The organism is Hydrogenophaga sp. L310 (assembly GCF_055703065.1).
In genome coordinates this window covers 1-20,807 of the sequence record NZ_JBVPZA010000022.1, presented here as the reverse complement: position 1 = coordinate 20,807, position 20,807 = coordinate 1, and the positions used below count along the sequence as shown (strand labels likewise).

The 20,807-nt window shown below is 67.7% G+C and carries 21 protein-coding genes; 15 read left to right on the top strand and 6 right to left on the bottom strand.

The annotated features are described in order from the left end of the window. The first annotated feature begins 168 nt into the window (after nt 1-168). The gene (locus AC0GNO_RS22260) at nt 169-1,086 is read left to right on the top strand and encodes a DMT family transporter (protein ID WP_472905548.1); all 918 of its coding nucleotides are present in this window, start codon (nt 169-171) and stop codon (nt 1,084-1,086) included. 131 nt (nt 1,087-1,217) lie between these two features. On the opposite strand, the gene AC0GNO_RS22255 is transcribed toward AC0GNO_RS22260, so the two are convergent. Next, complete coding sequence (locus AC0GNO_RS22255; RefSeq protein WP_472887008.1) at nt 1,218-1,859, bottom strand: 5-formyltetrahydrofolate cyclo-ligase; 642 nt, start codon at nt 1,857-1,859, stop codon at nt 1,218-1,220. 24 nt (nt 1,860-1,883) lie between these two features. On the opposite strand from AC0GNO_RS22255, the gene AC0GNO_RS22250 reads away from it, so the two are divergent. Together AC0GNO_RS22250 and AC0GNO_RS22245 are read left to right on the top strand one after the other, a co-directional pair. Beyond that, nucleotides 1,884-3,857 (top strand): lytic transglycosylase domain-containing protein, encoded by a 1,974-nt coding sequence (locus AC0GNO_RS22250; protein WP_472905547.1) that lies wholly within the window; start codon nt 1,884-1,886, stop codon nt 3,855-3,857. 19 nt (nt 3,858-3,876) lie between these two features. Further along, complete coding sequence (locus AC0GNO_RS22245; RefSeq protein WP_472905546.1) at nt 3,877-4,821, top strand: complex I NDUFA9 subunit family protein; 945 nt, start codon at nt 3,877-3,879, stop codon at nt 4,819-4,821. 89 nt (nt 4,822-4,910) lie between these two features. Here AC0GNO_RS22245 and AC0GNO_RS22240 read toward each other — a convergent pair whose 3' ends face one another. Beyond that, a complete protein-coding gene (locus AC0GNO_RS22240; protein ID WP_472887005.1) occupies nt 4,911-5,489 on the bottom strand; it encodes a DUF302 domain-containing protein in 579 nt (192 codons plus the stop codon). Between the two features lie 220 nt (nt 5,490-5,709). On the opposite strand from AC0GNO_RS22240, the gene AC0GNO_RS22235 reads away from it, so the two are divergent. The 7 genes from AC0GNO_RS22235 to AC0GNO_RS22205 all read left to right on the top strand — a co-directional run bounded on the left by AC0GNO_RS22235 (nt 5,710) and on the right by AC0GNO_RS22205 (nt 13,233). Continuing rightward, the gene (locus AC0GNO_RS22235) at nt 5,710-6,036 is read left to right on the top strand and encodes a metal-sensitive transcriptional regulator (RefSeq protein WP_305361258.1); all 327 of its coding nucleotides are present in this window, start codon (nt 5,710-5,712) and stop codon (nt 6,034-6,036) included. 118 nt (nt 6,037-6,154) lie between these two features. Continuing rightward, nucleotides 6,155-6,862 carry a glutathione S-transferase family protein gene (locus AC0GNO_RS22230; RefSeq protein ID WP_472905545.1) on the top strand — a complete coding sequence of 236 codons (708 nt, stop codon included), beginning with the start codon at nt 6,155-6,157 and terminating at the stop codon, nt 6,860-6,862. A gap of 23 nt (nt 6,863-6,885) precedes the next feature. Next, complete coding sequence (locus AC0GNO_RS22225; protein WP_472905544.1) at nt 6,886-8,175, top strand: multifunctional CCA addition/repair protein; 1,290 nt, start codon at nt 6,886-6,888, stop codon at nt 8,173-8,175. Between the two features lie 105 nt (nt 8,176-8,280). Further along, nucleotides 8,281-9,033 (top strand): trehalose-phosphatase, encoded by a 753-nt coding sequence (gene otsB, locus AC0GNO_RS22220; RefSeq protein ID WP_472905543.1) that lies wholly within the window; start codon nt 8,281-8,283, stop codon nt 9,031-9,033. Further along, nucleotides 9,030-10,868: a glycoside hydrolase family 15 protein gene (locus AC0GNO_RS22215; RefSeq protein ID WP_472905542.1), complete on the top strand. Its 1,839-nt coding sequence runs from the start codon at nt 9,030-9,032 to the stop codon at nt 10,866-10,868. Before otsB ends, AC0GNO_RS22215 begins: the two co-directional genes overlap by 4 nt. Continuing rightward, nucleotides 10,869-12,251, top strand: a complete 1,383-nt coding sequence (gene otsA, locus AC0GNO_RS22210) for an alpha,alpha-trehalose-phosphate synthase (UDP-forming) (protein ID WP_472886999.1) — start codon at nt 10,869-10,871, stop codon at nt 12,249-12,251. A 76-nt stretch (nt 12,252-12,327) separates the two neighbouring features. After that, nucleotides 12,328-13,233, top strand: coding sequence for a mechanosensitive ion channel family protein (locus AC0GNO_RS22205; RefSeq protein WP_472886998.1), 906 nt, complete (start codon nt 12,328-12,330; stop codon nt 13,231-13,233). Between the two features lie 82 nt (nt 13,234-13,315). Here AC0GNO_RS22205 and glk read toward each other — a convergent pair whose 3' ends face one another. From glk to AC0GNO_RS22185, 4 genes are all read right to left on the bottom strand, one after another. Further along, nucleotides 13,316-14,317 (bottom strand): glucokinase, encoded by a 1,002-nt coding sequence (glk, locus tag AC0GNO_RS22200; RefSeq protein WP_472905541.1) that lies wholly within the window; start codon nt 14,315-14,317, stop codon nt 13,316-13,318. 156 nt (nt 14,318-14,473) lie between these two features. Beyond that, nucleotides 14,474-14,914 carry a thioredoxin TrxC gene (trxC, locus tag AC0GNO_RS22195; RefSeq protein WP_472905540.1) on the bottom strand — a complete coding sequence of 147 codons (441 nt, stop codon included), beginning with the start codon at nt 14,912-14,914 and terminating at the stop codon, nt 14,474-14,476. Nucleotides 14,915-14,994: 80 nt separating this feature from the next. Then, entirely contained in the window at nt 14,995-15,189 is a 195-nt protein-coding gene (locus tag AC0GNO_RS22190; protein WP_472886995.1) for a DUF2905 domain-containing protein, read from the bottom strand. A gap of 10 nt (nt 15,190-15,199) precedes the next feature. Continuing rightward, nucleotides 15,200-16,351, bottom strand: coding sequence for a class I SAM-dependent methyltransferase (locus AC0GNO_RS22185; RefSeq protein WP_472905539.1), 1,152 nt, complete (start codon nt 16,349-16,351; stop codon nt 15,200-15,202). Nucleotides 16,352-16,377: 26 nt separating this feature from the next. Here AC0GNO_RS22185 and AC0GNO_RS22180 point away from each other — a divergent pair, with 26 nt between their 5' ends. From AC0GNO_RS22180 to AC0GNO_RS22160, 5 genes are all read left to right on the top strand, one after another. Further along, nucleotides 16,378-17,169: an SDR family oxidoreductase gene (locus tag AC0GNO_RS22180; protein ID WP_472905538.1), complete on the top strand. Its 792-nt coding sequence runs from the start codon at nt 16,378-16,380 to the stop codon at nt 17,167-17,169. Between the two features lie 24 nt (nt 17,170-17,193). After that, nucleotides 17,194-17,577, top strand: coding sequence for a dihydroneopterin aldolase (locus tag AC0GNO_RS22175; RefSeq protein ID WP_472886992.1), 384 nt, complete (start codon nt 17,194-17,196; stop codon nt 17,575-17,577). 92 nt (nt 17,578-17,669) lie between these two features. Further along, on the top strand, nt 17,670-18,857 hold the full coding sequence (locus AC0GNO_RS22170) for an AAA family ATPase (protein WP_472905537.1): 1,188 nt from the start codon (nt 17,670-17,672) through the stop codon (nt 18,855-18,857). A gap of 14 nt (nt 18,858-18,871) precedes the next feature. Beyond that, a complete protein-coding gene (gene ttcA, locus AC0GNO_RS22165) occupies nt 18,872-19,792 on the top strand; it encodes a tRNA 2-thiocytidine(32) synthetase TtcA (RefSeq protein ID WP_472886990.1) in 921 nt (306 codons plus the stop codon). Nucleotides 19,793-19,849: 57 nt separating this feature from the next. Further along, nucleotides 19,850-20,539: a DUF4136 domain-containing protein gene (locus tag AC0GNO_RS22160; protein WP_472905536.1), complete on the top strand. Its 690-nt coding sequence runs from the start codon at nt 19,850-19,852 to the stop codon at nt 20,537-20,539. Nucleotides 20,540-20,807: the final 268 nt, after the last annotated feature.

Here is a 20,807-nt window from a genome sequence, read left to right as displayed (position 1 = left end):
GCCTGCGCAGGCAGGCTCCGAGCCTCGGCCCCCAGGGGACCACGCCCGGGGACCGGCGGAGCCGGATCTTCGGCGTTTGCTGGGTAGCGGCCCCTTCGGCTGGGCCATGTGTGGTGCCTTGATGACCCCTCTCTTTCAGGCAGACTTCGTGCCTTTTTCTTCATCTTCATGAGCACCCAAGCCCTCCACGCCGCCGGCAACCTGCGCAGCATCGTCAACATGCTGCTGGCGGTGATGTTTTTTGCGCTCATGGACGCGGTGCTCAAGACGCTCTCGGGCCACTACCCGCCGCTGCAGATCGCCTGCCTGCGCGGGGCGACCGCCCTGCCCCTGGTGCTGGCCTGGATCCAGTGGCGCCGCGGCTGGCACACGCTGCGCCGGCTGCGCTGGTCGCTGCACATCCTGCGCGGCTGCCTCGGCATCACCATGCTGGCGCTGTTCACACGCGGCGTGAGCGAACTGCCGCTGTCGGCCACCTACACGCTGTTCTTCATCGCGCCGATGCTGATCACCGCGCTGTCGGTGCCGGTGCTGAAGGAGCGCGTGCCCCAGGCGCACTGGTGGGCGATTGCCGCCGGCTTCGGCGGTGTGCTGGTCGCCCTGCGGCCCAGCGGTGAAACGCTGCAGGCCGGCTTCGTGACCGTGGGCGGCCTGGCCGTGCTCGCCGCCGCGCTGTGTTACGCCGTGGCGGCGGTGGCGGGCCGGCTGGTGAGCCGCACCGACAGCAGCGAAAGCATGATCCTCACCATGATGGTGTTCATGTCGGTGGGCGGTGGCCTGCTCGCCGCGCCGCACTGGGTGCCGGTGTCGCTCGAACACGCCGGCCTGCTGCTGGCGCTGGCCGTCACCGGTTTCCTGGGCCAGCTGGCCATCAACGAGGCCTTCCGCCACGGCCAGGCCTCCGCGGTGGCGCCGTTCGAATACACCGCCCTGGCCTGGGGCGTGGGACTGGACTGGCTGGTGTGGCAGACGCTGCCGGCCTCGCACACCTGGCTGGGCGCGGCCATCATCGTGGGCAGCGGCCTGTATCTGGTGCGGCGCGAAAAGCGCATCAGCGAAGTGCACGCCAACGCCGAGCACCCCTGACAACGAAAGGCCAGCGCGACTTCTCCGGAGCACGTGCCCGCATCCAGGGCACCCGTGGAGCGGGCTTCGCCCGGCCACAAGGTGCGTCCCCCTCGAAGCGCCGAAGGCGTGCCACAGAGGGGGAAGCGGCGTCAGCCGCGCAGGGGGTGTGCCACTCCCGTATCGGACAGGATGGCGTCCAGCGGCACGTCGTGGATCTCGGGTTTCAGGTCGTGCACGTAGGCAAAGTCGTAACCGAGCCCGACAGTGAAGGGTTTGGGATCGAGTGAAGCCAGCGTGCGGTCGTAGAAGCCACCGCCATAGCCCAATCTGTAACCACCCGGTCCATAGCCCACACAGGGCACGAAGATCAGCGTGGGCACCACGATCTCGGTGTCTTTCGGCTTGGGAATACCGTAGGCGTCTTCTTCCATCGGGCAGCCGGGGTACCAGGTGTAGAAGGTGAGCGTCTTGTCCACCTTGTTCACCACCGGCAGGCCGATGCGGCGGTGTTTCTGGGCGCCCTGCGCGTCTTCTTCCAGACCCGCTTCCTGCCAGCGGAACAGCGCGGGCAGCGGATCGAACTCACCCTTGATCGGCCAGTAGGCGCCGATGATGGCGTCGGGCCGCTCGATCAACCAGACGCGCATGACCCGTTGCAGCAGGTCGTTGCGCCAGGCGCGATCGGCCAGATTCTGCCGTTTGTCGATCAGGCGTTTTCGCCACGCGGCTTTGCTGCCCTCCGCAGGCTGGACAAGGTTCTCAGAGGCACTCGGAAGTTCTTTGTTGTCCATAATCGACGCATGAAACTGGGAAGCATGAAACAGGGTCTTGTGACCATTATGGCCGCGCTGCTGCTGCAGGGTGCGGCCTGGGCGCAGACACCTGCCGACGCGGCCCTGCTGGCCATGCGCGACGCCTTCCGTCGCAACAACACCACCGCGCTCGACACGCTGCTGCCGGAAGTCCGCGGCCATGCGCTCGAACCGCTGGCCCGCTACTGGGCCATCAAGGCCCGCCTGGAGACCAGCGCCCCACAAGATATCCGCAACGCCCTGGCGCAGATGGCCGGCACCTACTGGGAAGACCGCCTGCGCAACGACTGGCTGCTGCATCTCGGCAAAACCCGCGACTGGGCGAACTTCGAAGCCGAGCTGCCACGCTACCGCATGAACGACGACCCGCAGGTCCAGTGTTATGCCCTCCTGCTCGATGCCGCGGCCCGGCGCCGGCCCGCCGACGAGGCGGCGCGACAGACCGCTCAGCGCTGGTTGGCTCAACCCGACGCCGAAGACGGATGTGCCACAGCGGCGCAGGCCTTTCTGACAAGCGGTCACCTCACGCCCGAAACGGCCTGGCAGCGTGCCCGCCTGGCGCTCGACGCCAACAAGCCGCGCGCGGCGACCCAGGCTGTGGCCCTGCTCGATCCGGAGTCGGTGCCCATTCTGGAATCCATCATCCGGAACCCGGCCGCCTACCTGGAGGACAAGTTCACCGCCTTCCGGCCGCGGACCAAGGAGCTGGTGACCCTCGCCGCGATCCGGCTGGCGGCCAGCGACCCTGCCACTGCGGCGCAGGAGATGCACAACAAGCGCTGGGTTGCGCAGCTCACCCAGGAAGAGCGCAGCTGGGCCTGGGGCGTGATCGGCCGGCGGGCGGCGAGGAAGCTGCAGCCCGAGGCGCTGGCGCACTTTGTCAACGGGCAGGACCAGCACATGCACGACGAGCACCTGGCCTGGAAGGCGCGCGCCGGCTTGCGCGCGGGCGCCTGGGGCCATGTGCGCGACGCCATCGGGGCCATGAGCGAGGCCCAGCGCCAGCAGCCGGCCTGGGTGTACTGGCGGGCCCGGGCGATCCTGGCGCTGCGCGAGCCCGACGCCATCGTCGCCACGGCGCAGGCACGCGAACTCCTGGGCAGCATCGCTTCGGTGCGCGGCTTTCACGAACAGCTGGCGCTCGAAGCGCTGGGGCGTGCCGTGGTGGTGCCTCCACCTCCCGCGCCTGTGACAGAAGCGGAAATGGCCGCAGCGACACAACACCCCGGCCTGCAGCGCGCGCTCACCGCCATGCGCCTGGGCCTGCGCAGCGAAGGCGTTCGCGAATGGAACTACAGCGTGGGCCTGCACACACCGGGCGGCATGGGCGAACGCGAGCTGCTGGCCGCGGCCCGGCTCGCCTGCCAGAACGGTGTCTGGGACCGCTGCATCAACACCAGCCTGCGCACCCCCCAGGCCGAGGACCATGCCCAACGTTTTCCCATGCCCTTCCAGAGCTTGGTGGTGCAGCGGGCCAGCAGCATCGGGCTGGACCCGGCCTACGTCTACGGCCTGATCCGGCAGGAAAGCCGCTTCGTGACCGACGCGCGTTCCGGAGTCGGTGCCTCGGGCCTGATGCAGGTGATGCCCGCCACGGCGCGCTGGACCGCCCGCAAGATCGGCCTGACCGATTTCCGCCCGCACCACATCACCGACCGCGACACCAACATCGCCATCGGAACGGCCTACCTGAAGTTTGCGCTCGATGATTTTGAAGGCTCGCTGCCCCTGGCCGCCGCGGCCTACAACGCCGGTCCCGGCCGCTCGCGCGCCTGGCGCGAAGGCCCCGTGCTCGATGGCGACATCTGGACCGAAAACATCCCGTTCGACGAAACGCGTGACTACGTGCAGAAGGTCCTCGCCAACACCACGACCTACGCCGCGATCCTCACCGGTCAACCCCAATCGCTGCGCTCGCGCCTGGGGACCGTCGGTCCGCGCGCCACCGCCGCCCCTGTCAACACCGACCTGCCCTGACCCGACCGAGATCCCCCTTTTGAAAAACGCCCTCATCCTTGGAGGCACCGGCTTTGTCGGTCGCCACGTCTGCGAAAAGCTGCAACGCGAGGGCTGGCACATCACCGTGCCCACGCGGCGCGCGATCAACGCCAGCGCCATCCAGCACCTGCCGGGTCTGACCGTGATCGAAGCGGATGTGCACGACGAAGCCGCGCTCACGCGGCTGCTGCCCGGCCACGACGTGGTGGTCAACCTCGTGGCCATCCTGCACGGCAGCGAAGCCGCCTTTGAGCGCACCCACGTCGAGCTGCCCGCCAAGCTGGCCCGGGCCTGTGTTGCCAGCGGCGTGCGCCGCGTGGTGCATGTGAGCGCCCTGGGCGTGAGCGCGGAAAGCCCTTCGCGGTACCAGCGCAGCAAAGCCCGCGGCGAAGCCTTGTTGCGCGCCGCCGAGCTCGACCTGAGCGTCCTGCGCCCGAGCGTGATCTTCGGTGCCGGCGACCGCTTCCTCAACCTGTTTGCGCAATTGCAGGCGGTGTTTCCCGTGATGCCGCTGGCGGGCGCCCAGGCGCGCTTCCAGCCCGTGTGGGTGGAAGACGTGGCCAGCGCTGTGGTGGCCTGCGCAAAGGACAGCGGCCTGCCCCGCAGCAGCGTGGGTCAGACCTATGAATGCGCCGGGCCCGCCGTGCTCACGCTGGCCGATCTGGTTCGCCTGGCGGGCCGTTTCGGCAGCCGCCAGCGCCCCATCCTGCCGCTGCCCATGGCGGTCGGACGGTTGCAGGCGCTGATGATGGAACTGGCCCCGGGCGAACCGCTGATGAGCCGCGACAACCTGGACGCCATGTCGGTCGACAACGTGGCCAGCGGCCAGTGGCCCGGCCTGATGGACCTGGGCATCCGGCCCGCCGCCGTGGCGGCGGTGGCGCCCACCTACCTGGGCGGTCACAACAGCCGGAGCCGGCTGCTGGCCCTGCGCCGCGGCTGAGCAGCCACAACAAAAAAACCGCAAGGGTCTTGCAACCCTTGCGGTCGATCGACAGGCCTCTCAGACCAGGATCAGAACTTGGAGCCCTGTCAGAATTCGCCCTTGGAGGCGCGCTGCATCATTTCCCAGATGGTGTCGCGCACGGCCTGGGCTTCTTCCTTCAACGGCGAGGGCAGCTTGCGGCCCATCTTGACCATCATGTCCATGTTCAGGGTGTAGAGCCAGAGGCTGCCGTCATCGTGTTCAACCACGCTGACGCGGCAAGGCAGGTAGGCCGACATGTGCGGGCTGAAGTCCACCATCTTGCGGGCGGTGGCCGGGCTGCAGTACGAATACACCGTCAGCAGCTTTTCTTTCTTGCCGGAGCGGGCTTCCAGCTCCTTGGACAGGGGCAGGACACCCACATCGCGCATGTTGCGTTCCACGGCCACGATCTTCAGGATTTCCTCGACGTCTTTTGCGCTCACGCCGGCCTTGACCTTGGCTTCCCAGGTGGTGGCCACCGCAATGTCGCCATCGGCTTCCACCCAGCGGTCCCACATGCGCGAAGCCTCGGATCCCGCACCTTCTTCAAGCTTTCCCATGGTGGAGATGGTGCCGCAGCCGGTGGTGGCGAGCACGGTGATGCCCATGGCCAGGGCGATGGAAATGCGCTTCCAGACTTGCATGTAAGGATCCTCTTGTGTTGAATGGTTCATTGCAGGGTGCTTGATATTTATCAAAACACCACGAAACGAAAGTTAGCCGTCTGAGCGCGTTCCGTCATTGGTGACTACCCTAGGGAGTAGGGTATTCAGGCAGATAAACACAGCCTCAGGGATGACCATCGGTACTTGCGTGTGTTTTTTTGGCAAACTCTCACCAACGCCCCCACCCAGAGGAACCCCCATGGCAGCCACCACCCCGAAGTCCGCAACCAGCAAGACCCCCACCGCGCAGACCGCCTCGGCCTACCGGTCGGAGCACCAGCGCGACGTGATCAACCGCCTCAAGCGCATCGAGGGCCAGGTGCGTGGTCTCATCGACATGGTGGAAAAAGGCCGCCCCTGTGAAGACGTGGCACAGCAGATGTCGGCCGCGCGCAAGGCCATGGACAAGGCCTTCTACCGCATGATGGCCTGCTCGGTCATGGAGGCGGTGGCGGTCTCCGATTCCGAAGACGCCACCTTCCGCGAGGTCGAGCGTTCGACGCGCATTCTCGAAAAATACGCCTGATTCCCACCCGGAATCAGCCGGCCATTCCCAGGGCCGTCCGAATCAACCGGACGGCCTTTTTTCATCAATGCCCCTCGCGGGCCGGCCTTACCATGGGTGCCCATTGACGGAGATCTTCATGGCACTGCAGCTGTACATCGGCAACAAGAACTACTCGTCCTGGTCCATGCGCCCCTGGGTGCTGATGACGCAGGCGGGCATCCCGTTCGAAGAAATCATGGTCCGCTTCGACTCGTTCGAAAACAACTCGGCCTTCAAGAAATCCCTGCGCGGCATCAGCCCGGTGGGCAAGGTGCCGGTGCTGGTGGACGACGGTTTTGCGGTGTGGGACACGCTGGCGATCGCCGAATACCTGGCCGAGCGGTTTCCTGAAAAACAGCTCTGGCCCGCCGACCCGAAGGCCCGTGCCCGCGCGCGCAGCGTCTGCGCCGAGATGCACAGCGGCTTTGGCGCGCTGCGCAGCCACTGCCCCATGAACATCGAAGCGGCGCTGCACGACACCGGCCGCCTGATCTGGCGCGACCAGGCGGCCGTGCGCGCCGACATGGCGCGGCTGTGCGGCCTGTGGGGCGAACTGCTGGCGGCCCAGCCCGGGAAGATGCCCGACAGCAGCGCGCCCCTGCTGTTCGGCCACTTCAGCATCGCCGACGCCACCTTCGCCCCGATCTGCATGCGCATCCGCACCTACGGCCTGCCACTGCCCGCCGACCTGCAGGCCTACGTGGACCGGGTCACCGCGCTGCCGGGTGTGATGGCCTGGATACAGGGCGCGCTGGCGGAACACGATTTCCTGGATTTCGAGGAACCCTACCGGCTGGGGCGGTGATCGCTCCCATCTAAACTCCGCCCATGGACATTTACCTCGTGGGCGGTGCCGTGCGTGACGCCTGGATGGCGCGCGACGCTGGCGCCCCTGATTCGGCCCATGTCGACCGCGACTGGGTGGTCGTCGGGGCCACGCCCGAAGCCATGGCCGCGCAGGGTTTCCTGCCCGTCGGACGCGACTTTCCCGTGTTCCTGCACCCGCAGACCCGCGAGGAATACGCGCTCGCCCGCACCGAGCGCAAGACCGCACCCGGCTACCACGGCTTTCACTTCCACACCGACCCGGGCGTCACGCTCGAAGACGATCTGGCCCGGCGCGACCTCACCATCAACGCCATGGCGGTGGCCGCCAGCGAAGCCGATGACCCGCTGAGCGCCCGGTTGATCGACCCCCATGGTGGCCAGCGCGACCTGCGGGACCGCGTGTTGCGCCACGTGACCCATTCCTTCGCCGAAGACCCGGTGCGCATCCTGCGGCTCGCGCGCTTCGCCGCCCGCTTCCCCGACTTTTCGGTGGCCCCCGAAACCCGGGCGCTGATGCGCCAGATGGTGGAGCACGGCGAGGTGGACCACCTGGTGGCCGAGCGCGTCTGGCAGGAGCTCTCGCGCGGCCTCATGGAACAGCGGCCCAGCCGCATGTTCGAAGTGCTGCGCGATTGCGGCGCGCTGGTGCGCCTGCTGCCCGAAGTGGACCGGCTCTGGGGCGTGCCGCAGCGCGCCGACCACCACCCCGAGATCGACACCGGCGTGCACCTGATGATGGTGCTCGACATGAGCGCGTTGCTCGGTGCTTCGCTGCCGGTGCGCTTTGCCTGCCTGTGCCACGACCTCGGCAAGGGCACCACGCCCGCCGACGTGCTGCCGCGCCACATCGGCCACGAGGAGCGCAGCGCGCGGCTGCTGCGGGGTGTGTGCGATCGCTGGCGCGTGCCCGTGGAATGCCGCGAACTCGCTGACGTGGTTGCGCGCGAACACGGCAACCTCCACCGCAGTGCCGGCCTCGGCGCGGCGGCCCTGGTCCGCCTGCTCGAACGCTGCGATGCCTTCCGCAAACCGGCCCGTTTTCTGGACATCGTGCTGGCCTGCGAGTGCGATGCGCGGGGCCGGCTCGGCCACGCAGACGACGCCTACCTGCAGCGTGAACGCCTGCTCCCCGCGCTGCAGGCGGCCCGTTCGGTGGTCACCGCGGACATTGCCGCGCAGGCGCAGTCCCGGGGATTGACCGGCCCTGACGTGGGGGCCCTGATCCACCGCGCGCGCGTCGCCGAAGTGTCGAGAGCCCTGGGCGAAAGCGCGCCGCACGGCACGTCATGAATAAAAACCCGGCTCGTCAAGCCCGCACGAAGTCCCTCACCCAGCAGGTCGGACAAATGCCCGTCGTGTGACAAGCGGCACCGGGTCTGTTACGGTCAACGGTTGATGAGCACATTACCAAGCCTGCTGGTTGGGCCATGCGCCCTGTTTCTGGATTTCGACGGCACACTGGCCGAACTGGCGCCCCGGCCCGACGAGGTGGTGGTTCCGCGCGAACTCGTGGACCTGCTGAAACAGCTGCACACCCAGCTGGGCGGCGCGCTGGCGCTGATCACCGGCCGCGCGCAGGGGGATATCGACCCGTTTCTCTCACCCCTGGTGTTGCCGGCGGCTTTCGAACACGGCGCGATGCGCCGTTCGTTGCAGGGCACCACCTCATCGGATCGGCGCCCCGAACTGGGTCCCGTGCTGGCCGCGGCGCAGGCGCTGGCGGCCCACCATCCGGGCCTGCTCGTGGAACACAAGAAGACCGCCGTCGCCCTGCACTTCCGGCTCGCACCCGAACTGGATGCCGAATGCACCGCGGTCATGACGGCCGCCATCCGGCACGACCCGGATCTGCAACTGCTGCGTGGCAAGGCCGTGGTGGAAGTCAAGTCCGCCCATGTGGGCAAGGGCCTGGCCATTGCCGCCTTCATGGCCGAGCCTCCTTTCAAAGGGCGCCAGCCGGTATTTGCCGGCGATGACGTGACCGACGAGTCCGGCTTTGACGTGGTACAGCGGCTCGGCGGCTGGGGCATCAAGGTGGGCGAAGGCCCGAGCTGCGCCACCCACCGCATCGCCCACCCGCAGGCCCTGCACCAGTGGCTGAGGGACGCCACCCGGAACATCCCCGACACAACAACAACATTGCGATGAACCCTCCGACCGCCGCCACCGACCTCACCGGCCACACCGGTTTTGCGGCGCCCGCAGCCCCGTCCCTGTCCCTTGGTGTGGTGGGCAATTGCGCCTTCAGCGCCCTGATCGATCCGCATGGGCGCGTGGTCTGGAGTTGCCTGCCCCGTTTTGATGGCGATCCGGTGTTTCACGCGCTGCTCGGTAGCGAAGACGGTGCGGGCGCTTTTGCCATCGACATCGAACACCTGGACAAGACACGGCAGTACTACGACCCCAACACCGCCGTGCTGCACACCGAGTTGTGGGACACGAAGGGGCAAGGCCTGCTCATCACCGACTTTGCGCCCCGCTTTCCCTCGCGCGGGCGCTATTTCCGCCCCACCATGCTGGTGCGCCGCGTGCGTCCGCTCCAGGGTGCACCCCGCATCCGTGTGCGGCTCACCCCCCGCTTCGACTGGGGCGCCCAGACACCCACCATCACCTCGGGCAGCAACCACATCCGCTACGTCGGTGACCAGCAGACGCTGCGGCTGCACACCGACGCTTCCATCTCCCACGTGCTGGCCCACCAGCCGTTTCTGCTCACGCGCGAACTCAACTTCCTGTTCGGCCCCGACGAGACCCTGGAGGGCGGCATCGGCGACACGGCGCGGCATTTCGAACAGGAAACCCTGGCCTACTGGCGCGGCTGGAGCCAGCGCCTGGCGCTGCCGCTGGAGTGGCAGGACGCGGTCATCCGCGCCGCCATCACGCTCAAGCTCTCGATGTTCGAGGACACCGGCGCCATCGTCGCGGCCATGACCACCAGCATCCCCGAAGCACCGGGCACGCAGCGCAACTGGGACTACCGCTACTGCTGGCTGCGTGACGCGTTCTTCGTGGTGCGCGCGCTCAACAGCCTGGCCGAGGTCGGCACCATGGAAGACTACCTGGGCTGGTTGTCCAACGTGGTGGTGGGCGCCAACGGCGGCCATGTGCAGCCGCTGTTCGGCATCGGGCTGGAGCGTGAACTGACCGAGCGCATCTGCGAACGGCTCCCGGGGTACCGCGGCATGGGCCCGGTGCGCGTGGGCAACCAGGCGTTCGAGCATTTCCAGCACGACGTCTACGGCAACATCGTGCTCGGCGCGGCCCAGGCGTTTCACGACCGGCGTCTGCTCAACCCGGCGGGCCTGGCCGAGTTCGAGCGGCTCGAATCGGTCGGCGAGAAGGCGGTTCGCATCTTCGACCAGCCCGACGCCGGCATGTGGGAACTGCGCACGCGGGCCCGCGTGCACACCTCGTCGGCGCTGATGTGCTGGGCCGCCTGCGACCGGCTGGCCAAGATCGCGCAGACGCTGCAACAGGCCGAGCGCGCCGCCTACTGGCAGAAACACGCCGAAGGCATGCGCGCGCGCATCCTGCGCGAATCGTGGAGCGAGGAACGCCAGGCCTTTGCCGAGAGCTTCGGCGGGCGCGACCTCGACGCCAGCGTGCTGCTGATGGCCGAAGTCGGTTTCATCGATCCGATGGACCCGCGCTTCATCGCCACCCTTGACGCGCTGGAGAAACACCTGTGCGACGGCCCCTACATGCGGCGCTACGAAGCGGCCGACGACTTCGGCACGCCCGAAACCGCGTTCAACATCTGTACCTTCTGGCGCATCGACGCGCTCGCGCGCATCGGCCGCGTGGAAGAAGCCCGCGCCATCTTCGAGACCATGCTCAAGGCGCGCAACCCGCTGGGCATGCTCTCCGAAGACACCCACGCCACCACGGGCGAGATGTGGGGCAACTACCCCCAGACCTATTCGATGGTGGGCATCATCAACGCGGCCGTTCGCCTCTCGGCGGCCTGGGACACGGTGATTTAAATGGGCAGACTCGTCGTCGTTTCCAACCGGGTCGCCGACCCGCGCAAGACCGCCTCGGGCGGACTGGCCGTGGCGCTCGGCCAGGCGCTGCAGGCCTCGGGCGGACTCTGGTTCGGCTGGAGTGGCAAGGTGGTGGAAGGTGGAACGCCCGGCGAGGGCGACGTCCACCTGCAGACCGCCGGCCCGGTGCAGCTGGCCACGGTGGACCTGAGCCGCGAAGACCACGACAGCTACTACCTGGGCTACAGCAACGGGGTGCTCTGGCCGGTGTTCCACTACCGGCTCGACCTGGCCGATTTCGACGCCGGTTTCATCGGCGGCTACCGGCGTGTCAACCAGATGTTCGCGCACAAGCTGGCGGCGATGCTGCGGCCCGACGACGTGATCTGGGTGCACGACTACCACATGATCCCGCTGGCCGCCGAGCTGCGCAACATGGGCTGCCAGCAGCGCATGGGCTTCTTCCTGCACATCCCCCTGCCGCCGCCCCTGATGCTGGCCGCCGTTCCGGAGCACGAGTGGCTGATGCGCTCGCTGTTCGCCTACGACCTGGTGGGTTTCCAGAGCGAGGCCGACGTGGCCCATTTTTCGCGCTACGTGGGCACCGAAACCTCGGCCGACATCCTGGGCGAACACGAGTTCCGGGCCTTTGGCAAAACCCTGCAGGTGCAGGCCTTCCCGATCGGTATCGACGTGGACGAGTTCACGGCCCTCGGTCGGGGCCAGGACGCGATCGACATGTACGAGCAGATGCGCGACGAATACTCACGCCGGCGCCTGTTGCTGGGCGTGGAGCGCATGGACTACTCCAAGGGTCTGCCGCAGCGCATCAAGGCCTTTCGCCAGTTGCTGCAGAACTACCCGGAAAACCTCGGCAGCGCCACGCTGATCCAGATCGCGGCACCCAGCCGCGAGTCGGTCGATGCCTACGCCGCTCTGCGCCAGGAGCTGGAGAGCCTGTGTGGTTCGGTCAATGGTGACTTCGGCGAACTCGACTGGATGCCGGTGCGTTACATCCACCGCAGCGTGGCACGCAAGCGCCTGCCCGGCCTGTACCGCGCGGCCAGCGTGGCGCTGGTGACGCCCCTGCGCGACGGCATGAACCTGGTGGCCAAGGAGTTCATCGCCGCGCAGGACCCCGAAGACCCGGGCGTGCTGGTGCTGTCACGCTTCGCCGGGGCGGCGGAGCAGATGCGGGACGCCCTGCTGGTGAACCCCTACGACACCACCCGCACGGCCGAGACCATGCAGCGCGCGCTGCAGATGCCGCTGGAAGAACGCCAGCGGCGCCACCAGGCGCTGCTGCAAAACGTCCGCGAACAGGACGTGCACTGGTGGCGCCAGCGCTTCCTGAACGCACTCAACGCCGTTTCGGCAGCCTGATCCGACCCAGGGCGGTGCCCGCCGGGCGGCGGGCGCCGCCCTGCTTTTTTTTCACGCCCCTTCTGGAGAAAAAACCATGAACGGCAACATCCTGGACCTCGCCACCCGCTGGTGGATCAGCCTGGGCAGCGCCGCCACCACGCTGCTGCGGGTGACCCTCATCCTCATCGCCGCCTGGCTGCTGGTCGCCATCCTGCAGCGCGGCATACGCACGCTGCGCATACGCATCGCCAGCCGCATGGACGACCGCGAGTCCACCAAACGCGCCGAAACCCTGGGCCGTGTGTTCCGCTACCTGGTCGGGGTGGTGGTGAGCCTGATCGCCGGCATGCTGGTGCTCTCCGAGCTGGGGGTGTCGGTGGCGCCCATCCTGGGGGCGGCTGGCGTGGTCGGTCTGGCGGTGGGTTTTGGTGCCCAGAGTCTGGTCAAGGATTTTTTCACCGGCTTCTTCATCCTGCTGGAAAACCAGATCCGGCAGGGTGATGTGGTCAAGCTGGGGGAACACGCCGGCATGGTGGAGGTGATCACGCTGCGCTACGTGCAGCTGCGCGACTACGACGGCAACGTGCACTACGTGCCCAACGGCCACATCAGCACCGTGATCAACATGACGCGCGGCTTCAGCAACGCGGTCATGGACATCGGCGTGGCCTACCGCGAGAACGTGGACGAGGTGATGCGGGTCATGGCTGAGGTGGCCCGGGCCATGCGCACCGACCCGATCCTCGGCGCCAGCATCACCGACGACCTGGAGATCGCCGGCGTCGAGCGCTGGGCCGACTCGGCGGTGGTGATCCGCTGCCGCTTTCGTTGCCTGCCGCTGGAGCAGTGGAACGTGAAACGCGAATACCTGCGCCGCCTGAAGGCCGCCTTCGATGCCGCCGGCATCGAGATCCCCTACCCGCACCTCACCGTGTACGCCGGTCAGGACCACGCCGGCAAGGCACCCGCGTTCCAGGTGCGCCCGCTCGAAACGGCCTGAACAGCCTCGCGCCATGCTGGGCGCGGGCACGCTGCCACGCCTGTGATTCGGACCCGCGCCGGCCGAGGAGGCCAAAGATCGGTCAAGCGCCGTTTTTCAGGTTCAAGCCGTCCAGCGCGCGCGCAGCGCCCATGAGCGCCGGAGACTGTCGGGAAGTGATCACCCACACGGGAATGTCGGCCAGCAGGCCGCGGAACCGGCCCTTGGCCTCGAAACGCGCGCGGAACGGCGAGCCCTCGAACCAGGCGCCCAGCCGCGGCACGATGCCGCCACCGATGTAGACCCCGCCGCGCGCACCCAGCGTGAGCGCCAGGTTGCCCGCCACCGAGCCCAGCATGGCGCAGAAGATGTGCAGCGCTTCCAGCGCCTGCGGGTGACCGGCCTGCAGGGCCGCCTCGCTCACGCCGGCCGGACTCGCCACACCGCCCGGCGCCACGCCGTCGGCCTGGCAGAACAGGCCGTAGGTGTCGAGCAGACCTTGACCGCAACACACGCGCTCGGCCGAACAACGGCCGTAGCGGCGCGCCAGGCCGTCCATCACCAGACGTTCGCGCGCGGTCACGGCCGGCAGCGTGACGTGGCCGCCCTCGCCTTCCAGCGGCACCCAGCCGCCAAATCCGTTCGGCAGCAGGCCCGACACACCCAGCCCGGTGCCGGCGCCGACCAGGCCGATCGCCGCGCCCGGCCGTGCCACGCCACCACCCACCGGTCGCAGCTCCGCCGCCGGCAGGTCGGGCAGCGCCAGCGCCAGTGCGGTGAAGTCGTTGAGCAGGCGCAGCGTGATGAAGCCGAACTCGGCCTTCAGCGCCGACTGCGAAAACGACCAGTGGTGGTTGGTCATGCGGATCTGGTCGCCGGTGATCGGGTTGGCGATGGCGATCGCCACCGCGTCCGGCGTGCCGCGCCCGAGGTCGTTCAGGTAGACGCGGATCGCTTCCTGCAGGGTGGCGTGGTCCGCGCAGGGCAGCACGCGCACGTCGGTGATGGGCTCACCCGGCCCGGCCTGCCAGGCGAAACGGGCGTTGGTGCCGCCCACGTCGGCGAGCAGTCGGGCGCGGAGGAGTCCGTTGGTCGGATTCGGCATCTGATCAGGTCCACAAAGTCGGTCCGCAACAGTACCCCATGACGGCCCCGGTGCGAAGTGGGGCGGATCATACCGGGCATGTAACTCAGTTGCACGGCTGTCAGAGTGGGTGGAACGGCTTTGCCACCGGGGCCGCCACGGCCGTCGCGCCAGCGGTCAGACGCGCTGCGAACGCGCCCAGCGCACGATGTCGGCCGCACCCATGGCGCCGGGCTGTCGCGCCACCTCGCGGCCGTTCACGAACAGCGCCAGCGTGGGGATGCTGCGGATGTTGAAGCGTGCGGCCAGGCTCTGCGCTTCTTCGGTGTTCACCTTGGCCAGGCGCATGCCGGGCTCCAGCTGCTGCGCCGCCTGCTCAAACGCCGGCGCCATCGCGCGGCAGGGGCCGCACCAGGGCGCCCAGAAATCCACCAGCACCGGCACCTGCGAGCGCGCGATGTGTTTCTCGAACGCCGCTTCGTCCAGCGCCACCGGGTGGCCGGTGAACAGGGGCTGGTGGCATTTGCCGCAGTCGGGCGCGGCCGCCAGATCGTCGCGGGCGATGCGGTTGGTGGTGTGGCAGTGGGGGCAGACGATGTGCAGGGAATCGGTGGACATGTTTCAGGCTCCAGACGGGTTGGTCCGCAGATGGATGCCCATTGGCCGATTTCAAGACACCCTGTGGGGTATCAGGATGATCAGATGAGCTGGCCGATCAGGCTGGCCACGAAGCTCAGCAGGATGGTGGTGGTGATCGGCAGGAACCACTCGCGCCCAAACGCCTTGAAGCGGATGTCGCCCGGCAGCTTGCCGAAGCCCAGCTTGTGCAGCAGCGGCGTGAACCAGCTGATCAGCAGCAGGGCCAGGAAGATGACGATCATCCAGCGGATCATGGTTGTCCGATCAAAGCCTGTGCGTGCGGTCACCCGTGGAAAAACCCACTGGCGACCAGCCTTCTGCACTGGTGGCCGGCGCCAGCGCCAGCACCTTGAACAGCTCGCCCATCTCGTGTTCGTTCACGAGCTTGCCCAGCATGGCGTTCTCGCGCGCGCCGGCGTCTTTCGCCACCTCCAGCAAGCCGGCGTTGATCAGGAAGCGGCCCTGGCTGGTGTAGCCCAGCACGCTCATGCCAGCGTCCTGCGCGGCCAGCGCAGTGCCGGTGAAGTTGACGTGCGCGGTGATGTCCTTTTCGCCCACGTCGGCCAGCGGGTTGTCGTCGCTCTGGTGCGCGCGGTGGCAGATCAGCGTGCCCATGTGGCGCTGCGGGTGGTAGTACTCGGTTTCGGGAAAACCGTAGTCGATGAAAAACGCCGCGCCGCGCTGCAGCCGGTCGGCCAGCGTGCGGATGAAGGCCTCGGCCTGCGGGTGGACCTCGGTCAGGTAGTCGTGCGGACCCTCGATGTCCAGCGGCGGGCGCAACGGCGTGGGGCGCTCGGCCCAGACCAGCGCGCCGCCATCGTCGAGCGCCACGCCGCGCTCGTGCCAGACACCCTCGGCCTGCCCGCCCACGCGGCGCAGCAGTTGCACCGGCATCGCGTCGAGCACCTCGTTGCCCAGCACCACGCCTTCCAGTTGCTCGGGAAGTTGATCGATCCAGCGCACACGGTCCGCATGTTTCGCCAGCGTGGCGCGCTGGCGTTCGCGCAGGCTGCCCGAGAGATCGACGATGGTGTAGCGCCGCGGCGCCTGGCTCAGCGCGGTCAGCGCGTCCAGCACCTGCAGCGCGAGCGCGCCGGTGCCGGCGCCAAACTCCCACACTTCATCCGTGCCGGTCGCAGCCAGCGCCTGCGCCACCTGGCGCGCCAGCGTGTGCCCAAACAAGGGGGTGAGCTCGGGTGCGGTCACGAAGTCGCTGCCCTGCCCGGCCACGCCCGCCGGCATCTGGCCGAATTTGGGATTCTGGTTGGCGTAATAACCCAGCCCCGGCTCGTACAGCGCCATGGCCATGAAACGGTCAAACGGCAGCCAGCCGCCCGCCGCGCGGATGGCCTCGCTCAGGCGCGCCAGCAGGGCCCTCGTTAAACTTGACGGTTCGCTCACAGATTCGGTGTTCACCCGCCCATTATCCGAGACGGTCCGACATGCCCAGCACCTCCCCCACCGAAACCTCCGCTGCGCGCACCGTGCTGGTCACCGGCGCGGGCAAGCGCCTGGGCCGCGAGATCGCGCTCACACTGGCGCGCGCTGGCTGGAACGTGGCGGTGCACCACCGGCTGTCGGTGGACGAAGCGCGGCAGACCGCCGCCGACTGCGATGCGCTCAGCGGCCGCACCGGCAGCGCCGCGTCCTTCTGCGCCGATCTCGGTGACGAGTCCAGTGTGCGGGCACTGCTGCCCGCCGTGGTGGCGCGTTTCGGCCGGGTCGACGCGGTGGTCAACAACGCCTCGCTGTTCGAGCATGACAGCGCTCAAAACTTCGGCTTCGCGGCGATGGAAACGCACCTGCGCGCCAACACCGGCTCGGCCATCCTGCTGGCGCAGGCGCTGCACACCCACCTGATGACCGGCGACCGCGACGGCGCCGTGGTCAACCTGCTGGACCAGAAGCTCTGGAACCAGAACCCCGATTTTTTCAGCTACACCCTGTCCAAGGCCGCACTCGAAGCCGCCAACACCATGCTGGCACTGGCGCTGGCGCCGCGCGTGCGCGTGGTCGGCGTGGCGCCCGGGCTCACGCTCACCAGCCACCTGCTGAGCGACCAGAAGTTCGCCGAGCTGCACCGCCAGTCGCCGCTCGGCCGCTCGTCCACGCCCGGGGATGTGGCCGCGACCGTGGCCTTTGCGCTGGCCAACCGCTCCATCACAGGCACCACGCTGCTGGTCGACGGCGGCCAGCATCTGATGCGCTTCGAACGCGACTTTTCGCTGATGTAAACCAGGCCACCCTGGCCCAGACCCATGACCACACCCCACGCGCCGCAGGCCGGCACCCAGATCCTGGCCCTCACCGGCCTGCGTTTCGACGCCAACCTCGGCATCCTGGACCACGAAAAGACCAGCCCGCAACCGATCCAGGTGGACGCCGAACTCAACCAGGGCAGCCAGCCGCTGCTGCCGCACGACGACGACATCTCCCACGTGCTCGACTACCGCAAGGTGCGCCAGATCATCATCGACGAGTGCACCGCCGATCACGTGAACCTGCTGGAGAGCCTGATCGGCAAGCTCACGCGCCGCCTGATGCTGCTGCCGGGCGTGATCGGCGTGCGCGTGAAGATCGCCAAGCTGGAGATTTTTGACGACTGCGAAGTGGCGATCCGCATGGAAAGCGGACAGTGGTGAAGGGGTGGACACCACACCACCTCTTCAAATCAAGCGAAGTTTGAAAAGTTACTGATTTTTTATAATTTGACAAACTTCAGTATCATCCACCCATGAACCCGATCCGAAATCCCTTCGCCCCCGGCGCGGGCACACCGCCGCCGGAGCTGGCCGGTCGGGGCACGCTGATCGAATCCGTCCACATTGCCCTGGAGCGCGCCCGGATCGGGCGCCCCGCCAAGAGCGCGATGCTGGTGGGGCTGCGCGGGGTGGGAAAAACCGTGCTGCTCGACCGCATGCGCGACGACGCCGAGGCCGCCGGCATCCACACCGTGCGGCTGGAAGCGCCGGAAGGGCGCTCGCTGCCGGCCCTGCTGGCTCCGCAGCTGCGCCAGGCCTTGTTGCGCCTGAGCCAGCTCGACGCGGCCAAGGACTTCGCCATCCGCGGCCTGCGGGCGCTGGCCGGTTTCGCCAGGCGGCTCAAAGTGACCTACAACGACATTGAGGTCGGCATCGACTATGAGCCCGAACCCGGCCTGGCCGACAACGGCGACCTCGAACACGACCTGCAGGCGCTGCTGGAGCAGGCCGGGCTGGCCGCCAAGGCGGCGGGCACGGCACTGGCCCTCTTCATCGACGAGCTGCAGTACGTGCCCGAAGAGCAGCTCGCCGCCCTCATCACCGCCATGCACCGCACCGAACAGCGCCGGTTGCCGGTCGTGCTGGTCGGCGCCGGCCTGCCCCAGCTGCGCGGGCTCATGGGCAATTCCAAGTCCTACGCCGAGCGCCTGTTCGACTTCCCGTTCATCGGCGCCCTGGCGCCGGAAGACGCGGCGCAGGCCATTGAAAAACCGCTGCTGGACGAAGGCGTCGCCATCACGCCCGAAGCGCTGGCCGAGATCCTGCGCGTGACGCAGGGCTACGCCTACTTCCTGCAAGCCTGGGGCAGCCACACCTGGCTGGCGGCCGACACCAGCCCGATCGACATCGACGCCGTCCGCAAGGCCAGCGTCACGGCCATCGCCGGTCTGGATGAGGGCTTTTTCCGGGTGCGTTTCGACCGCTGCACGCCGAAGGAAAAAAAGTACCTGCGGGCCATGGCGGAACTTGGCGAAGGCCCGCACCGGTCGGGCGACATCGCCGACTGCCTGAACGAAAAGGTGTCGTCGCTGGCCCCCACGCGCAGTGCGCTGATCGGCAAAGGCATGGTCTGGAGCCCCAACCACGGCGACACGGCCTTCACCGTGCCGATGTTTGACGCGTTCATGAAACGCATCATCCCCGGCGCGGACTGGAAATGAAACGAGACTTGAACATGAATCCTGAAAAACTCGCCCACGAGAACCACAAGCTGGAAAAGCGGCTGTGCCGTGAAGTCGGCCGCGCCATCGTCGACTTCAACATGATCGAAGAGGGCGACCGCGTGATGGTCTGCGTCTCGGGCGGCAAGGACAGCTACGGTCTGCTCGACATCCTGCTGAAGCTGCAGGCGCGTGCGCCGATCAACTTCGAGATCATCGCGGTCAACCTCGACCAGAAGCAGCCCGGTTTCCCCGACCACATCCTGCCCGAGTACCTGGCCAAGCTCGGCGTGAAGCACCACATCGAGACGCAGGACACCTACTCCATCGTCAAGAAGGTGATCCCCGAAGGCAAGACCATGTGCAGCCTGTGCAGCCGGCTGCGCCGCGGCATCCTGTACCGGGTGGCCAAAGAGCTGGGCGCGACCAAGATCGCGCTCGGCCACCACCGCGACGACATGCTGCAGACGCTGTTCCTCAACATGTTCTTCGGCGGCAAGCTCAAGGGCATGCCGGCCAAGCTGGTCAGCGACAACGGCGAGTTCATGGTGATCCGGCCGCTGGCCTACGTGCCCGAAAAAGACCTGATCCGCTGGGCCGAGGTCAAGCAGTTCCCCATCATCCCCTGCACGCTCTGCGGCAGCCAGGAGAACCTGCAGCGCAAGCAGGTCGGCAACCTGCTGCGCGACTGGGACAAGAAGTTTCCGGGCCGGCTGGAGAACATGCTCACCGCGCTGCAGAACGTGGTGCCCAGCCACCTGATGGACCGCCAGCTGTTCCCCTTCGAGAGCATCAAGGTCACCGGCGAGGCCGATGAAAACGGCGACAAGGCGTTCGACGAAGAACCTTTGCCCGATACCGCCCCGCCCGTGGCCGACGACGAAGCCGGGAACGAAGTGCCGGCCCGCGCGGTCATACCGATCGCCGCGCACTGAAACCGGGGAACCGGGCCCATGTGGGCGCGACGCAACCCCCGCACAGGAGACGTGCCCATGCCAACCCACACCAGCTCTGTCCCGCAGCGCGCCACCCGACGCTGGCACGGCCTGCTGGCCACCTTGAGCCTGCTGGCGCTGGGCGGCTGCGCCAGCGTCTACCGGGTGGACAACGCGGTGGAAAGTTTTCCGCGCTGGAGCGATGCCCCCCGCAGCGGCCAGCCGCTGGCCGCGGTACCGCAGGCTCCCCAGACCTACCGTTTCGACCGCCTGCCGTCCCAGAAACAAGGCCAGGCCGCCGCCGACCAGGATGCGCTGGAACGGCTCGCACAGGCGTCCCTGGGCAAGGTCGGCTGGACCCTGGCCGACAGCGGCGCACCCGCTGTCTGGACGGTACAGGTCGGCGCCGCCACGCTGCGCCTGCCGCATGCGCCCTGGGAGAGTCCCTGGGACCGGCGCTGGGGTGGCTTCGGATTCGCGGGTCGCGACTACGTGGTCACCGGCAGCGGCCAGGTGATCTGGACCCACATGTTCATGCCCATGGACTGGCCCTACTACCAGCGCAAGGTCTCGCTGCTGGTCCGCCACGCAGACAGTGGCCAGGTGGTTTATGAAACCCACGCCGCCCACGACGGCCGCTGGAACAGCAGCCCCGAACTCTGGGGCGCCATGCTGGATGCGGCCCTGCAGGGCTTCCCCACACCACCCGCCGGAGCCCGGCAGGTGAACATCGACCTGCCGCGCTGAAGAGCGAAGACCCTCGCGTCTTCACCCTGCGGGGGTGAATCCGGGGCTCCACGGCTGCGCGGGTCGCGGCCCGGCGCTGGAATCCCTGGTGTGGAGGTGTTGCACGCTAGGAGCTTGCGCGGCAGAAGCGCACTGAGGTCGCGAAGGCTTGGTAAATTGTGGGCATGGCCGCAAGTTACCTCCCCTACGAACCCCAACAGCAGCGACTGCTGCCCGACGCACTGCAAGACTGGCTGCCCGAAGGGCACCTGGCGTACTTCATCAGTGA

Coding starts and splice junctions, on each gene's coding strand:
- AC0GNO_RS22250 (WP_472905547.1), top strand. CDS start 1,884: ATGAAACAGGGTCTTGTGACCATTATGGCCGCGCTGCTGCTGCAGGGT.
- AC0GNO_RS22230 (WP_472905545.1), top strand. CDS start 6,155: ATGGCACTGCAGCTGTACATCGGCAACAAGAACTACTCGTCCTGGTCC.
- ttcA (WP_472886990.1), top strand. CDS start 18,872: ATGAATCCTGAAAAACTCGCCCACGAGAACCACAAGCTGGAAAAGCGG.
- AC0GNO_RS22205 (WP_472886998.1), top strand. CDS start 12,328: ATGAACGGCAACATCCTGGACCTCGCCACCCGCTGGTGGATCAGCCTG.
- AC0GNO_RS22190 (WP_472886995.1), bottom strand. CDS start 15,189: ATGATCCGCTGGATGATCGTCATCTTCCTGGCCCTGCTGCTGATCAGC.
- AC0GNO_RS22180 (WP_472905538.1), top strand. CDS start 16,378: ATGCCCAGCACCTCCCCCACCGAAACCTCCGCTGCGCGCACCGTGCTG.
- AC0GNO_RS22160 (WP_472905536.1), top strand. CDS start 19,850: ATGCCAACCCACACCAGCTCTGTCCCGCAGCGCGCCACCCGACGCTGG.
- trxC (WP_472905540.1), bottom strand. CDS start 14,914: ATGTCCACCGATTCCCTGCACATCGTCTGCCCCCACTGCCACACCACC.
- otsB (WP_472905543.1), top strand. CDS start 8,281: ATGAGCACATTACCAAGCCTGCTGGTTGGGCCATGCGCCCTGTTTCTG.
- AC0GNO_RS22175 (WP_472886992.1), top strand. CDS start 17,194: ATGACCACACCCCACGCGCCGCAGGCCGGCACCCAGATCCTGGCCCTC.
- AC0GNO_RS22260 (WP_472905548.1), top strand. CDS start 169: ATGAGCACCCAAGCCCTCCACGCCGCCGGCAACCTGCGCAGCATCGTC.
- AC0GNO_RS22225 (WP_472905544.1), top strand. CDS start 6,886: ATGGACATTTACCTCGTGGGCGGTGCCGTGCGTGACGCCTGGATGGCG.
- glk (WP_472905541.1), bottom strand. CDS start 14,317: ATGCCGAATCCGACCAACGGACTCCTCCGCGCCCGACTGCTCGCCGAC.
- AC0GNO_RS22255 (WP_472887008.1), bottom strand. CDS start 1,859: ATGGACAACAAAGAACTTCCGAGTGCCTCTGAGAACCTTGTCCAGCCT.
- AC0GNO_RS22215 (WP_472905542.1), top strand. CDS start 9,030: ATGAACCCTCCGACCGCCGCCACCGACCTCACCGGCCACACCGGTTTT.
- AC0GNO_RS22235 (WP_305361258.1), top strand. CDS start 5,710: ATGGCAGCCACCACCCCGAAGTCCGCAACCAGCAAGACCCCCACCGCG.
- otsA (WP_472886999.1), top strand. CDS start 10,869: ATGGGCAGACTCGTCGTCGTTTCCAACCGGGTCGCCGACCCGCGCAAG.
- AC0GNO_RS22240 (WP_472887005.1), bottom strand. CDS start 5,489: ATGCAAGTCTGGAAGCGCATTTCCATCGCCCTGGCCATGGGCATCACC.
- AC0GNO_RS22170 (WP_472905537.1), top strand. CDS start 17,670: ATGAACCCGATCCGAAATCCCTTCGCCCCCGGCGCGGGCACACCGCCG.